At 71.6% G+C, this 13,784-nt stretch carries 10 protein-coding genes; 3 read left to right on the plus strand and 7 right to left on the minus strand.

The window, feature by feature from the left end; all coding sequences use genetic code 11:
• The first annotated feature begins 9 nt into the window (after positions 1–9).
• Positions 10–954 carry a type I pantothenate kinase gene (coaA, locus tag ACO0E1_RS07050; protein WP_402727241.1) on the plus strand — a complete coding sequence of 315 codons (945 nt, stop codon included), beginning with the start codon at positions 10–12 and terminating at the stop codon, positions 952–954.
• Positions 955–1,097: 143 nt separating this feature from the next.
• Here the strand turns inward: coaA and glmM are convergent, their stop codons facing one another.
• The 6 genes from glmM to ACO0E1_RS07080 all read right to left on the minus strand — a co-directional run bounded on the left by glmM (position 1,098) and on the right by ACO0E1_RS07080 (position 8,636).
• The gene (gene glmM / locus ACO0E1_RS07055) at positions 1,098–2,471 is read right to left on the minus strand and encodes a phosphoglucosamine mutase (protein WP_422873549.1); all 1,374 of its coding nucleotides are present in this window, start codon (positions 2,469–2,471) and stop codon (positions 1,098–1,100) included.
• Between the two features lie 22 nt (positions 2,472–2,493).
• Entirely contained in the window at positions 2,494–2,979 is a 486-nt protein-coding gene (rpsI, locus tag ACO0E1_RS07060; RefSeq protein WP_281265988.1) for a 30S ribosomal protein S9, read from the minus strand.
• 37 nt (positions 2,980–3,016) lie between these two features.
• Positions 3,017–3,463 carry a 50S ribosomal protein L13 gene (gene rplM / locus ACO0E1_RS07065; RefSeq protein WP_022906970.1) on the minus strand — a complete coding sequence of 149 codons (447 nt, stop codon included), beginning with the start codon at positions 3,461–3,463 and terminating at the stop codon, positions 3,017–3,019.
• 358 nt (positions 3,464–3,821) lie between these two features.
• Complete coding sequence (locus ACO0E1_RS07070; protein ID WP_422873550.1) at positions 3,822–6,896, minus strand: ExeM/NucH family extracellular endonuclease; 3,075 nt, start codon at positions 6,894–6,896, stop codon at positions 3,822–3,824.
• Positions 6,897–6,990: 94 nt separating this feature from the next.
• Positions 6,991–7,737, minus strand: a complete 747-nt coding sequence (locus tag ACO0E1_RS07075; protein WP_422873551.1) for an MBL fold metallo-hydrolase — start codon at positions 7,735–7,737, stop codon at positions 6,991–6,993.
• Entirely contained in the window at positions 7,734–8,636 is a 903-nt protein-coding gene (locus tag ACO0E1_RS07080) for a tRNA pseudouridine synthase A (RefSeq protein WP_422873552.1), read from the minus strand. Before ACO0E1_RS07080 ends, ACO0E1_RS07075 begins: the two co-directional genes overlap by 4 nt.
• An 89-nt stretch (positions 8,637–8,725) precedes the next feature.
• Here ACO0E1_RS07080 and ACO0E1_RS07085 point away from each other — a divergent pair, with 89 nt between their 5' ends.
• Together ACO0E1_RS07085 and ACO0E1_RS07090 are read left to right on the plus strand one after the other, a co-directional pair.
• A complete protein-coding gene (locus ACO0E1_RS07085; RefSeq protein ID WP_402727247.1) occupies positions 8,726–9,721 on the plus strand; it encodes an ATP-binding cassette domain-containing protein in 996 nt (331 codons plus the stop codon).
• Positions 9,718–10,548 carry an ABC transporter permease gene (locus ACO0E1_RS07090; protein WP_422873553.1) on the plus strand — a complete coding sequence of 277 codons (831 nt, stop codon included), beginning with the start codon at positions 9,718–9,720 and terminating at the stop codon, positions 10,546–10,548. Before ACO0E1_RS07085 ends, ACO0E1_RS07090 begins: the two co-directional genes overlap by 4 nt.
• A 3-nt stretch (positions 10,549–10,551) precedes the next feature.
• Here the strand turns inward: ACO0E1_RS07090 and ACO0E1_RS07095 are convergent, their stop codons facing one another.
• Positions 10,552–13,758 (minus strand): AfsR/SARP family transcriptional regulator, encoded by a 3,207-nt coding sequence (locus tag ACO0E1_RS07095; protein ID WP_422873554.1) that lies wholly within the window; start codon positions 13,756–13,758, stop codon positions 10,552–10,554.
• Positions 13,759–13,784 lie beyond the last annotated feature (26 nt).

The raw sequence follows: 13,784 nt of genomic DNA on the forward strand, positions 1-13,784 counted from the left end.
CTCGTTCCCATGCCGATCCCGGAGACCGCCGTCGCGCACCCCACCCCCTTCGTGGAGATCCCCCGCGGGGAGTGGTCGCAGCTGGCCCCCAAGGAGCACCTCTCCCTGACCGAGACGGAGATCGTGCAGCTGCGCGGCCTCGGTGACCGCCTCGACATGCAGGAGGTGCAGGAGGTCTACCTCCCCCTCTCCCGCCTGCTCACGCTCTACGCCGCCGGCGCGCGGAACCTGCACGCGGAGACGAGCCGCTTCCTCGGGGAACGGGCCGGGCGCACGCCGTTCGTCATCGGCGTCGCGGGCTCGGTCGCCGTCGGCAAGTCCACCGTCGCGCGGCTGCTGCGCGAACTCACGAAGCGCTGGCCGGACACCCCGCGCGTGGAGCTCGTCACGACCGATGGGTTCCTCTACCCGAATGCCGAGCTGGAGCGCCGCGGGATCATGGACCGGAAGGGCTTCCCGGAGTCCTACGACCGCCGCTCCCTGCTGCGCTTCGTCAGCCAGGTGAAGAGCGGGGCGACCGAGGTCCGGGCGCCGTACTACTCGCACCTCGTCTACGACATCGTGCCGAACGCCGAGATCGTCGTGCGGCAGCCGGACATCCTCATCGTGGAGGGCCTCAACGTGCTCGCGCCACCGGTGCACGGGCGCCTGGCACTGTCGGACCTCTTCGACTTCACGATCTACGTCGACGCGAAGACCAAGGACATCGAGTCCTGGTACGTCGACCGCTTCCTCGCCCTGCAAGAGGAGGCGTTCTCGAGCCCCGACTCGTTCTTCCACCGGTTCGCGTCCCTGTCCCGGTCGGACGCGGTGGAGACGGCGACCCAGGTGTGGCGCGCGATCAACGAGCCGAACCTCGTCGAGAACGTGCTCCCCACGCGCTCCCGAGCGACGCTCGTGCTGAAGAAGGCCGCCGACCACAAGGTCTCGTCGGTCTTGCTCCGCAAGATCTGACGCGGGCGGGCGCGGGCTCTGGCCGGTCCGGGCGTACCGGGTTCCGTTCGCACAACGAAAAGCACCCCGCACCACGTGAACACGTGGTGCGGGGTGCTTTCGGTTGTGCGAGAGCGAAGCGCGCCGCCGCCGGCCGGACGCCCCTACGCGGCGTCGAGCGCCAGGCGGTCCGACACGACCGCGGCGAGCTCCTCGGCGATGCGCTGGGCGTCGTCCTGGGAAGCGGCCTCGACCATGACGCGGACGACGGGCTCGGTGCCCGAGGGACGCAGCAGCACGCGGCCGGTGTCACCGAGCGACTCGGTGGCCGATGCGACGGCGTCCTGCACGCCCTGGTCCGCCAGGCCGTGCCGGTCGACGCCCTTCACGTTGAGCAGCACCTGCGGGAACACCGTCATGCACGACGCGAGTTCGCCGAGCGTCTTGCCGGTGCGCGCCATCTCGGCGACGAGGTGCAGCCCCGTGAGGATGCCGTCACCCGTCGTGGCGTACTCCTGGAAGATGATGTGCCCGGACTGCTCGCCACCGAGCGAGAAACCGCCGGCGTTCATCTTCTCGAGCACGTAGCGGTCGCCCACTCCGGCCTCGATCACGGTGATGCCCGCGTCGGCCATGGCGCGCTTGAGTCCGAGGTTCGACATCACCGTCGCGACGAGCGTGTCGTCCTTCAGGTGCCCGCGCTCCTGCAACGACAGCGCGAGGATCGCCATGATCTGGTCGCCGTCGATCGCGTTGCCGTCGGCGTCCACCGCGAGGCAGCGGTCCGCGTCGCCGTCGTGGGCGATGCCGACGTCGGCGCCGTGCTCGAGCACCGCACGCGCGAGGTTGTCGATGTGCGTGGACCCGACGCCGTCGTTGATGTTGATGCCGTCGGGGTCGGCACCGATCAGCGTGACCTTGGCGCCCGCGTTGACGAACACCTCTGGCGAGACGCCGGCAGCGGCACCGTTCGCACAGTCGAGCACGACGTGCAGCCCGTCGAGACGGTGCGGCAGCGTGCCGAGCAGGTGCACGACGTAGCGGTCCTCGGCGTCGGCGAACCGGGTGATCCGGCCGACGTCGGCGCCGGTGGGGGTCGGCGCCGAGTGGTCGTGCATCGCGGCTTCGATGCGGTCCTCGACCTCGTCGGGGAGCTTCCGGCCGCCCGCTGCGAAGAACTTGATCCCGTTGTCCGGCGCCGGGTTGTGCGACGCGGAGATCATCACGCCGAAGTCGGCGTCGACGTCCGCGACGAGGAACGCGGCAGCAGGGGTGGGGATGACCCCGGCGTCGAGCACGTCGACGCCGGCGGAGGCGAGCCCGGCCGCGACAGCGGCACCGAGGAACTCGCCGGAGACGCGCGGGTCGCGCGCCAGGACCGCGCGGGGGCGCGGTCGACCGGACGCCCGTCGGGCGTCAGCGTGGTGTCCGTGTGTGAGAACGGCCGCGCTCGCCTGGGCAAGACCCAGTGCGAGCGCGGCCGTCAGCTCGCCGTTGGCGAGACCACGAACCCCGTCGGTACCGAACAGACGCGGCATTGCGATCTTCAGCCGGTGACGACTAGCGCTTCGAGAACTGCGAAGCCTTGCGGGCCTTCTTGAGACCGGCCTTCTTGCGCTCGATGACGCGGGCGTCACGGGTGAGGAAGCCGGCCTTCTTGAGGGTGGCGCGGTTGTTCTCGCGGTCGATCTCGTTCAGCGTGCGCGCGATCGCGAGGCGGAGGGCACCGGCCTGACCCGAGGGGCCACCACCCGTGATGCGGGCGGTCACGTCGTAGGCGCCGAGGAGCTCGAGCACCTTGAACGGGTCGTTGATGAGCTGCTGGTGCAGCTTGTTCGGGAAGTAGTCCTCCAGCGAACGGCCGTTCACCGTGAACGAGCCGGAGCCCGGAACGAGGCGAACGCGCGCGATGGCCTCCTTGCGGCGCCCGACGGCACCGCCGGAGACGTTGAGGATCTGACGGGGAGCGGCCTCGGCAGCGGCGGGTGCGCTCTCCGTGGTGAAGCTCTCCGGGGTCTGGTCGAGGGAATCAGCGATCTGAGCCATGAGTTTCTCTATGTCCTTGAAGTCGTCGTGGCCGGAACTACTGTGCGACCTGGTCGAAGGTGTACGCCTTGGGCTGCTGCGCGGAGTGCGGGTGCTCCGCGCCGGCGTAGACCTTCAGCTTCTTGAGCTGCTCGCGACCGAGGGTGTTCTTCGGCAGCATGCCGCGGATCGCCTTCTCGACGGCGCGGGTGGGGTGCTTCTCGAGCATCTCCGGGTAGGAGGTCGCCGTGAGGCCGCCCGGGTAGCCCGAGTGGCGGTAGTAGACCTTCTTCGCGAGCTTGGAGCCGGTGAGGGCGACCTTGTCCGCGTTCACGATGATGACGTAGTCACCCATGTCCATGTGCTGGGCGAAGGTGGCCTTGTGCTTGCCGCGCAGGAGCGCCGCGGCGTGGGTGGCGAGACGGCCGAGGACGACGTCGGTCGCGTCGATGACGATCCAGTCGTGCTGGACGTCTGCCGGCTTCGGTGAGAACGTGCGAGTCACAGGAGTGCTGCTTTCGTGTCGAGGTGAGGAGTCCGTGAATCCCGCTCCGGTCGGGGTTCCCCGCGGCAGAAGCCGGCGGAACGCCCGGGTGGAGGGCTCATCTGACTGTCCGGCGCACACGGCGCGCAGACCAAGGTGAGAGCCTACCGGACCGGCCTCCCGCTGGTCAAACGCGACCGGCTCGGTCCGGGTGGCCGTTTCGCGCGTAGGAGGTCGAAACGCACGTAGGAGGCCCGAACTTCTGACCACCTACGCGCGATTCGGCTTTCCAGCGCGCGTGCCATGGGTCGGAACGCGCGTTCACGGCGGACGGGAGGCACGGTGCCAGCTGGCACCGTGCCTCCCGTCCGGCCTCTGGTCACGCGACGCTGGCGCGGCGGCGGCGTGCCACCAGCACACCCGCACCCGCAGCGAGCAGCAGCAGCGCTGCGGCGATGCCGCCCGTCAGGTCGGCACCCGTGAACGCCAGCGCACCGGTCACCGGATCGATCCGGATCGTTGTCCAGCCGATCAGCGACCCGTCAGCAGCCGTCACCGCGAGACGGTGCGACCCAGCCTGCGCATCCGCGGGGATCGTCACCCGCACCGTCCCGTCAGCGGCGACCGTCACCGTGCCCAGCAACGTGGGTGTCGAGAACATCCACACGCTCACCCGCTGCCCCGCGTACTGCGTGCCGACACCGATCGTGATCGTCTCCCCCGCACGGGCCGACGACGGCGCCGTGACCGTTCCGCGGGTCGCATCCGTCAGCGACGACTCCGACGGAGCAACCGGCGTCGAACCAGCACCCGGAGACGGAGCGGGCGTCTGACCGGCACCCGGAGCGGTACCGGGATCGGTCGGGTCCGTGCCCGGGTCGGTCGGATCGGTGCCCGGGTCCGTGGGATCCGTGCCCGGGTCCGTCGGGGTGGTGTCGCCGGTCAGGTCGAAGCCGACCAGGATCGGGTCGTGGTCGCTCGCCCGGTAGACGTCGTCGGTGTACAGGTTCGTCGCGTTGTAGTTGTAGCGGCTGTACTCCAGGGCCACCGACTCGACCGAGTTGATGTTCCAGATGTCGACACCCGTCACCGTCGCGAGTGCCGCCGGCGAGGCGAGCACGTGGTCGAGCGAGCCGCTCAGGCCGCTGTACACGTACGACCACTCCGACGAGTCGAGCGCCGGCCCGAGGTCGGTGTAGCCGGCCTCGTCGAGGACGACCATCGGGTCCTCCTGGCTGTAGGCGTTGAAGTCGCCGAGCATGAACACCTTGTCGGTGCCGTACTGCGTCTGCATCTTCGTGGAGAACGCGGCGAGCGCCGTCGCCTGCTTCACGCGATCCGCGTTCGACGCCCCCTGGCCGTCGCCCTGGTCGGCGTTCTCGCCGGTGCCGGACCCCTTCGACTTGAAGTGGTTCGCGATCACGAGGAACTCGTCGTCCACCGTGCCCCCGATCGGACGGAACGCGTCCGCGACGGGCTGGCGGGCGTTCGTGAACGCCGGGTCGATGAGGATCGTCGACTCACCCGTGGGTGCGACGCGGTCCTTCTTGTAGATGAGTGCCAGGCGGATGACGTCCTCGCTCGCAGGGAGCGTCTTCGGCGACTTCACGTACGCCCAGGTGTCGGCACCGGTCGCGGCGTTGAGCGCCCCGACGAGGGTGGCCACGGCGGCGTCACGGTCCTGGCCGAACTCGGCGGAGTTCTCGATCTCCTCGAGCGAGACGACGTCGGCACCGAGTCCGTTGATCGCCTTGACGATCTTGACCTGCTGGCGCTCGAAGTCCTCTTGCTCGGCGGCACCACGGGCGTCGCAGCCGGAGTTCACCGTGACGGGGTCGCCGTCGCGGTCCGTGTAGTACGAGCAGCCGGTGAGCTGGTCGCCCGTCGTCGGGAAGTAGTTGAGGACGTTGAAACCGGCGAGCTTGAGGTCGCCGCCGACGTCCTGGGGCTTCGTCGTGCGGACGTTCGAGAACGTCGCGGGCAGGTCGGTCTTCGCCGTCGCACCGGTGATCGGCGACGTCGGCTGGAACTTCCACGAGTCGTTGCGGTAGTCGAGGACGACGGGCTTCGTGAAGGTCGCCGCTGCGCCGACGGTGACGGGCCCCTGCGTCAGCCAGGACACCGGGATCGACTTGTTCGCCTGGGTCAGGAAGTTCGTGCTGCCGCCGTCGTCGAGCGTGACCTTGCGGGCGGCGTTGTCGGCCTCCACCGCCTTGGCCGCTGCGCTGCCCGGTCGGGCGACCTCGGTGGGCTGGATCAGCCGCTTCGTACCAGACGCCAGGACGATCTCGCCGTACTGGTTCGTCGTGTAGTTGTCGGCGACGGTGTAGTCGCCCTGCGGTGCGACGAGCATGCTCTCGAGCGACTCGCGCTGTGCGTCCGAGGACGGGAACGCGACGGTGGCGGCCTGCGGTGCCGGCACGGTCTCGGTGAGCTTCGTCATGCCGCCGGCGGCGACGTTCAGCTCGGTGAGGCCGTAGTACTCGCTCACCGAACCGGTCAGTTCGACGTAGTCGCCCGCCGCGACCTGGGACGCGGTGGCCGAGGAGAACACGAAGACGCCGTCGGACGCGGTGTGCGTGCCGAAGTCGATCGCACCGCCGGTGCCGGGGCTCTGCACGGTGTAGCCGTTGAACCCACCGGTGGCGTACACGGCCGTGACGACACCCTTGGTGACGACGGACTTGCCGACGTACGGCGAGGTGTCCGTCGTGCCCTGCAGCTGCGCGATGGTGACGGCCTCGGCAGGAGCACCGGGGTCCGTCGGGTCGGTCGGGTCGGTCGGGTCCGTCGGCGTCGTCGGCGCGGTCTCGCCGGCGGCGTTCGTCGGCGTGAGCGTCGTCGTGACGGAGAAGTCCGCTGCGTTGTCGTCGCTGTCGACCGTGCCCTGGCGGACCAGGCCGTTCGGGACGGTGTTCCCGCCGTCGACCGTGCGCACGTGCCCCTCGAAGGTGTTCGACGCGCCGTAGCCGAGGAGGTCCACGACCCCCGCGGTGCCCGCTGCGATCGCGCCGGTCGGCAGGGTGAGCGCCTGGGACTGGTCGGACAGGACCAGCGTGCCCGTGGTGCCCGAGGTGTTCAGGGTCGCGGTGTCGTCCGCGGCAGGCAGCTCCGCACCCGTCGCGCCGTTGCCCGCCATCGTGACGAGGAACGTCCCGTTCGCGGGGACGGTGCCCTCGAGGCCGCTCGTGCTGAACGCCGCCGAGCCGGTCGCCGAGCGGTACTGCAGAGACCAGCCGTCGACCGAGACCGGGGCGTCGGTCGGGTTCGCGATCTCGACGAACTTCTTGTTGAAGACGGCGTTCGCGCTGCCGCCCTTCAGGTAGGCCTCGGCGATGACGAGACCCGTGCCGGCGGTGTTCGCACTGGCGACGGAGACGGAGGCGAGTGGCGCTGCGAGGAGTGTCGCGGCCACCGTGGCGCACAGCAGAGTGCGGCCGACGATCTTGGGCATGCTGACCTTCGGGTCGGAGACGTGGATGGTCAGACGGTACAGACCTGCAGAGTCCCTCAGGTTGCGCCCAGGTAAATGATTGCGCTCGACAACATCACGACCCGACCGGCACCCACTCCCGCCCGACCCGGTGCACCGCCGGCCCGTGCCCCGGCAGCACGATCTCGGGGATCGGCAGCGCCCGAGCGGACTCGAGCGCCACCGCGGGGTCCGCCGTGAAGAACGGCGTGATCATCCGCGGCCGCGGCGTCCACGACGCCGGCTGCGTGTCGTGCCGCGAGACGACGGCGTCCCCCGTGACGATCGCGTCCGCGGCCGGCAGGAGGTACGCGGTGGACCCGTCGGTGTGCCCGGTCGCGGGGAACGGCGTGATCGCCCGCCCCTCGAAGTCCGCTCCCGTGAAGGCCCGGACGCTCGGCACCGTGGTCGGCCGGAGCGCGTCGGACCCGATCGCGCGGGCGAGCCAGCGGAGAACCCGTGGCGACGCCAGCCGGCCGCCGATCTCCGCCGGCGTGACCTGCTGCCGCGAGGGTCCTCGCACGTTCGACACCTCGTCCGCGTGCGCCAGGACCTCGACGTGCGGGTGCTGTTCGAGGATCCCGGGGATGCCACCGACGTGGTCGACGTGCCCGTGCGTGACGTAGACGCGGCGGAGGTCGTCGAGGTCGTGTCCGGCGTACCGCACGGTGTCGAGCACCAGGTCGGTGTCGGCGGGGTAGCCAGCGTCGATGAGGGCGACGCCGTCCTCTTCCGCGAGGACGACCCAGTTCGACACGGGCCCCTCGACGAAGACCACCCCTGGTGCCACGGAGACGACGGACCGGGGTTCGCGGGAGCTCATCCCCCGACGCTATCCGAGCCGGACGGTGCAGAGCGCCGCGCCCGGGTCTGCGATGCCCGCTCGGCGAGTTCGTCGTCGGCCGGGTAGCCCACCTCGGTCAGGGTGAGACCGCGCGCCGGTGCGACCTTGAACGCACTGGTCCGCTCCCCCGCGACACGCAGCTCCTCGAGACGGTCCGGTCCGAAGCGGCCCTCGCCGACGGCGATGGTCGCCCCCACCATCGCACGCACCATGGAGTGACAGAAGGCATCGGCCTGGAGGCTCGCCACCAGCACGCCGTCCGGCTCACGGTCCCAGCGGAACTCCTGCAGCGTCCTGATGGTCGTCGCGCCGTCGCGCGGCTTGCAGAACGCCGCGAAGTCGTGCAGCCCGAGCAGCGTCAGCGCACCGCGCTCCATCGCTGCCGGGTCGAGATGCCCCGGGTACCAGGTCGTGTGTCCACGACGGAGTGGATCGCGGGGGGCGTCGAGGTCCGCGACCCGGTACGCGTAGCGCCGCCAGAGCGGGGAGAACCGGGCGTCGAACCCGTCGGGCGCGACCGAGACCCTGCTGACGACGACGTCCCCGAGCGGCCCGGCGAGCCCGTTCAGACGCTTGACGAGCCCGTCCAGCGGCGAGCGCCCCGATCCCCGCTTCGTGCTGAGCGCACCCCACTGTTCGGCGGTCAGGTCGAGGTGCGCGACCTGTCCGGTGGCGTGCACCCCGGCGTCGGTGCGTCCGGCGACGGTCAGGAGCGGCGCGCTCCCCCAGCGGCTGAACACGGTGGCGAGCGCGTCCTCGAGCGCGCCCTGCACGGTCCGCAGCCCCGGCTGCTTGGCCCACCCGGAGAACGCGGCGCCGTCGTACGCGAGGTCGAGCCGCAGCCGCACCCCGCTCTGCAGCCCGTCGGTCTCGCTCACACCCCAACGGTACCGATGTCAGCGCCGCGTCAGTGCCGTGTGAGTGCCAGGCGGCAGCATCGTCCTCGACATCGACGAAAGGAACTGCGATGACGACGACACCACTCGCGGTGGAGGCCACCGGCCTCGTCAAGACCTTCGGGCAGAACCGCGCCGTGGACGGAGTCGACCTCCGCGTCGAGGCCGGCACCGTGTACGGCGTGCTCGGCCCGAACGGCGCCGGCAAGACGACCACGATCAGCATGCTCGCGACCCTGCTCAAGGCGGACGCCGGCGAGGCCAGGATCTTCGGCCACGACGTCCGTCGGGAGCCCCAGGAGGTCCGCCGGCTGATCGGCGTGACCGGCCAGTACGCCAGCGTCGACGAGACGCTGAGCGCGACCGAGAACCTGGTCGTGTTCTCCCGGCTGCTCGGGCTGTCCCGCGCCGAGTCGAAGCGGAAGTCCGCGGAGCTCCTCGAGCGGTTCGGCCTGACCGAGGCGGCGAAGCGCCCGCTGAAGAACTTCTCCGGTGGCATGCGTCGACGCCTGGACCTCGCGGCGAGCCTCATCGCCCAGCCGCCCCTCATCTTCCTCGACGAGCCGACGACGGGCCTCGACCCGCGGACCCGTGCGCAGATGTGGGACACGATCCGGGAGCTCGTCACGACCGGCTCCACCGTGCTCCTGACGACGCAGTACCTCGACGAGGCCGACCAGCTCGCCGACCGCATCGCGGTGATCGACCACGGCAGGGTCGTCGCGGAGGGCACCGGCGACGAGCTCAAGGCGTCGATCGGCACCGCGTCGCTGCAGCTCCGGCTCGCCGATGCGCTCCGACTCGACGCGGCCAGGACCATCGTGCGCCAGACGCTCGGCGTCGACGCCGTCGCGAGTCCCGAGGGCTCCCGGCTGACCGCGCCGATGGCCGAGCCGGACCGCGTCACCGACCTGCTCGTGTCGTTCCGCGACGCGGGCATCTCCCTCGCCGAGATGAGCGTGCAGAAGCCGACGCTCGACGAGGTCTTCCTGACCATCACGGGCAAGCCGACCGCCGACGCGGCCGACGAGGACGCCCAGCGCGAGCTCGAAGGGAGCATCGCATGACCACGCTCACCCCAGCCGCTCCGACCACCCCACGCATCACCCCGCGACCCGGGGTCGGCGGCACCGGCATCGGTGCCACGATCCGGCAGTCGTTCACGATGGCGTACCGCGGCCTGGTCAAGGTCCGTCGCACGCCGGAGCAGCTCTTCGACGTGACGCTCATGCCGATCGTCTTCACGGTGATGTTCACGTACATCTTCGGCGGCGCGATCTCCGGCAACGTGGCGTCGTACCTGCCGATCATCATCCCGGGCATCCTCGTGCAGACGAACATCACGTCGTCGATCGTCACCGGCGTCCAGCTCCGCGAGGACATGGACAAGGGCGTGTTCGACCGGTTCAAGTCGCTGCCGATCGCCCGCATCGCCCCGCTCGCCGGAGCGCTGCTCGCCGACACCGTCCGCTACGCCATCGCGACGACGATCACGTTCATCACCGGCTTCGCGATGGGGCTCCGACCGGAGGGCGGCTTCGGCGCGGTGGTCCTCGCCGGCCTGCTCGTCATCGTCGTCGCGTGGGCGATCAGCTGGATCTTCGCGTACTTCGGCGTCGTCGCCCGCACCGCGTCGAGCGTCTCGGGCATCTCGAACCTCGTGCTGTTCCCGCTGACGTTCCTGTCGAACGCGTTCGTCCCCGCCGACACGCTGCCGGACTGGCTGCGCTGGTTCTCCGAGGTCAACCCGATCTCGCACCTCATCACGGCGGTCCGTGAGCTCGTGAACCACGGAGCCGTCGGCGGCGACCTGGTGTTCTCGCTCGTCGGCGCAGCGGTCGTCGTCGCGGTGTTCGCCCCGCTGACGGTCCGCGCGTACATGCGGAAGGCGTGACGCTCAGGCGCTGAAGCGCAGCTCCTCGAGCAGCGCGCGAGTCCGCGCCACGGCCTCGGCCCGGTCCCATCCGGCCGAGGCCGTCTCGGCGTCCGAGAGGGGTCCGGCACCGACGACGGCGCCGAGGACGCGGCGCAGCCGGTCGTGGGCGAGGACCGCGAAGTCCTGCCGCGAACCGAGCCGTCGCGCGAGGCCCCAGCACCGCGCCGCGTGGTCCGTCGCGCCCTGCCGGGCGGCGGCGACCGCCAGCCCGAGCAGCGTGGTCCCGATGACCGGCAGGTCGATCCACCACGGGTGCAGTCGGAGCATCACGAGCGCACCGACCCGCAGACGGCGCGGTACATCCGATCCGGACGGGAGGCCCGGCTCGGTTCCTCCGGGTCGGCTCGCCGCCGCCTCGTCCTCCGACGCGATCCGTGCCGCGCCCGCCATCAGGGTCCAGTTCGGCGCCTGCTTGCGGTGTGCGGTCACGGCGTCCCAGGCCCGCGCGTACTCGGCAGCGCCGGAGACCACGTCGCCCTCGCTCCGCGCGCACTCGGCGGCGATCGCGATCGCGAGGACGGCCATCTGCACGGCTTCCCCGTCGGGACCGCCGCGGTTTGCCACCGGCTGGTTCGCGAGGTCCGCCGCGACCTGCCGCGCGCGGACGACGTCGCCCGTCGCCGCCGCACACAGCCCGACGGTCCAGCCGATCTCGTAGAGGTCGTCCTCGGCGCCGAAGACCTCGAGGCGGGTCCGCGCGACGTCGGCGACGACGAGCGCGTCCGCGTGCCGTCCGGTCTGCGCGAGCAGCTGGGTCATCGTGACCGCACCCGATCCCAGCGCCCACGCGTCGTCGGTCTTCGTGGCGAGCGCCTCGGCGCGCTGGGCGTAGCGGAGCGCATCGTCGAACTCCCCGTCGTTCTCCGCCAGCGGGGCGCTCAGCATGCACGCCAGGCAGGCCACGCCGTCGTCCGGGTCCTCGCGGAGCGCGGAGAGCATCCGCAGCCCGTCGTCCGGGCGGCCGAGCGTGAGCAGCAGCGCCGCCTGCGCGTCGAGGACCGGGAAGCCGGTGGTCCCCTGCCGGACGACCCGGCGGAGCATCGCGATCGCGCGCACGGAGGTCCTGCGGTCCGTGAACGCCGCGGAACCGCCGATCAGGACGAGCCCCAGCGTCGTGGCGGCTCGGTCGCCGGGTGCCGGCTCAGCGGTCCGGAGCAGCGCGACGACCTCGGCGGCGACCGCGACGACCTCGCCGTGGGCACCGCGCAGCGTCCAGTACCCACCGAGGGCCGCGAACACCTGTGCGAGCGCCGACCGGTCCTCGGCGACGAGGCTCCAGCGCAGCAGCGTCACGAGGTTGTCGGCCTCGCGGCCGATCTCGCGGAACCACCGTCGCTGCGGCTCCCCGGTCGCCGTGAAGACGTTGCGGGTGGCGGCGAAGTCCCGTGCCCAGCGGATCATCGCCGCGCGGACCTCCTCCGTGCGCCCGCGTTCGTCGAGTCGGGCGGCGCCGAACTCCCGGACGGTCTCGAGCAGCCGGTACCGGATGTCGGCGCCCTCGTGCTCGACGAGCTGGACGAGGGACTGCTCGACGAGCTCGGCGAGGGCGTCCAGTGCATCGTCCCGCCGCTCGGGTGCCGCGACGGCCTCGACCGCGTCGACCGCGAGGCCGTCCGGGAAGAGCGCCAGCCGGGTCAGCAGGTCCTGGGCACCGTCGTCGAGGAGCCGCCAGCTCCACTCGATGACGGCGAGCAGGGTCCGATGCCGCTCGGGGGCGCTCCGATCGCCGCCACGGAGCAACGCGAAGCGGTCGTCGAGCCGGCGTTCGATCTCCTCGACGCCCATCCCGCGGATCCGCGCGGCGGCGAGCTCGATCGCGAGCGGCGACCCGTCGAGCCGCGTGCAGATGCGCCGCACGGTGTCGAACGGCAGGACGGCACCGGGGCGGGCGGCTCGTGCGCGGTCGGTGAACAGCCGGACCGCCGCGCCGTCCGCGTCGACGGGCAGCGGTGCGAGCGGCGCGACGACCTCGCCGGCGATGGCGAGCGGCGCACGCGACGTCGTGAGGATGCGGAGCGACGGGATCCCGGCGAGCAGGTCGGCGGCGAACGCGGCGACGTCCTCGACGAGGTGTTCGCAGTTGTCGAGCACGAGCACGGTGGGTTCCTCGCCGAGCGCACGGAACACCCGGCCGCGGAGGTCGGCGACGACCGCGTCCCGCAGCGCCCGGGCGGACCGCACCTCGGCGATCCCGAGCAGTGCTCCGAGGGCGGGGACGACGTCCTCGCCGGCGGCCAGTGGTGCGAGCTCGAGCACCACCACGCTGCGGTCGGCCGGGAGCGCCGCGGCGACCGCCTGCGCGAGCCGGGTCTTCCCGAGCCCGCCGGCACCGAGGACGGTCACCAGCCGTTCGTGGGACAGGAGGTCCGTGACGGCGGCGAGGTCGGCCTCCCGTCCGACCAGCGCGTTCGGCGCGGCACGCAGGCCGATCCGTCGGACGCTGCCGGAGGCGGACGCCGTCCGGCGGAGCAGGTCGGCGTTCAGCCGCACCAGGTCGGCGGACGGATCGGCGCCGAGACCGTCCGCCAGGCGCTCCCGGTGGGCCGCGAAGACCGCGAGCGCCTCGGTGGTCCGGCCGGCCGCGGCGAGGGCGCGCATCGATCCGGACACCGCGACCTCGTCGAACGGGTCGGCCGCCGCTTCTTCGTGCCACAACCCGACGGCCGCGTCGGCGTCTCCGGCGTCGAGCATCGCCGTGCCGAGCGCCCGGCGGAGCGCACGTCGAGCGGCCTCGGCGCGTTCCGCGAGCGCCGTGCCGAGGTCGCCCTCGACATCGGCGCCCGGATCGCCCCGCCAGAGCGCGAGCGCCGCCCGACTCGTGTCGTCGGACGTGTGCCGGGCCCCGGCGACGCGTTCGGCACGGACCAGGTCGACGTCGTCCGGTCGGACGTCGAGCGCGTACCCGGTGCTCGTCGACACCACGAGCCCCTCGGCCGTGCTCCGTCGGAGCCGGGACACCAGGGTCTGCAGGGCCGCTCGCGCACCCTTCGGCGGTGCGTCGGTCCAGAGCTCGTCGATGAGCGCGTCCGTCGTCATCGCATGCCCGCGGGCGAGCACGAGGGCCGTCAGGAACGCCCGCGGGAGCGCCCCGGGGACGGGCACCGGTGCGCCGGACGGGTCCTCGACGAGGACCGGTCCGAGGACGGCGATGCGGGGGTGCTGCGGCACGCAGTGAGTCTACGGACGGTGTTGTG

It is taken from the genome of Curtobacterium guangdongense (genome assembly GCF_049341845.1).
GTDB lineage: Bacteria > Actinomycetota > Actinomycetes > Actinomycetales > Microbacteriaceae > Curtobacterium > Curtobacterium guangdongense.

What these genes read in the sequence shown, in the direction of transcription:
- ACO0E1_RS07070 (WP_422873550.1), bottom strand. Translation starts at nt 6,896, where the DNA reads ATGCCCAAGATCGTCGGCCGCACTCTGCTGTGCGCCACGGTGGCCGCG.
- coaA (WP_402727241.1), top strand. Translation starts at nt 10, where the DNA reads ATGCCGATCCCGGAGACCGCCGTCGCGCACCCCACCCCCTTCGTGGAG.
- ACO0E1_RS07090 (WP_422873553.1), top strand. Translation starts at nt 9,718, where the DNA reads ATGACCACGCTCACCCCAGCCGCTCCGACCACCCCACGCATCACCCCG.
- ACO0E1_RS07085 (WP_402727247.1), top strand. Translation starts at nt 8,726, where the DNA reads ATGACGACGACACCACTCGCGGTGGAGGCCACCGGCCTCGTCAAGACC.
- glmM (WP_422873549.1), bottom strand. Translation starts at nt 2,471, where the DNA reads ATGCCGCGTCTGTTCGGTACCGACGGGGTTCGTGGTCTCGCCAACGGC.
- ACO0E1_RS07075 (WP_422873551.1), bottom strand. Translation starts at nt 7,737, where the DNA reads ATGAGCTCCCGCGAACCCCGGTCCGTCGTCTCCGTGGCACCAGGGGTG.
- rpsI (WP_281265988.1), bottom strand. Translation starts at nt 2,979, where the DNA reads ATGGCTCAGATCGCTGATTCCCTCGACCAGACCCCGGAGAGCTTCACC.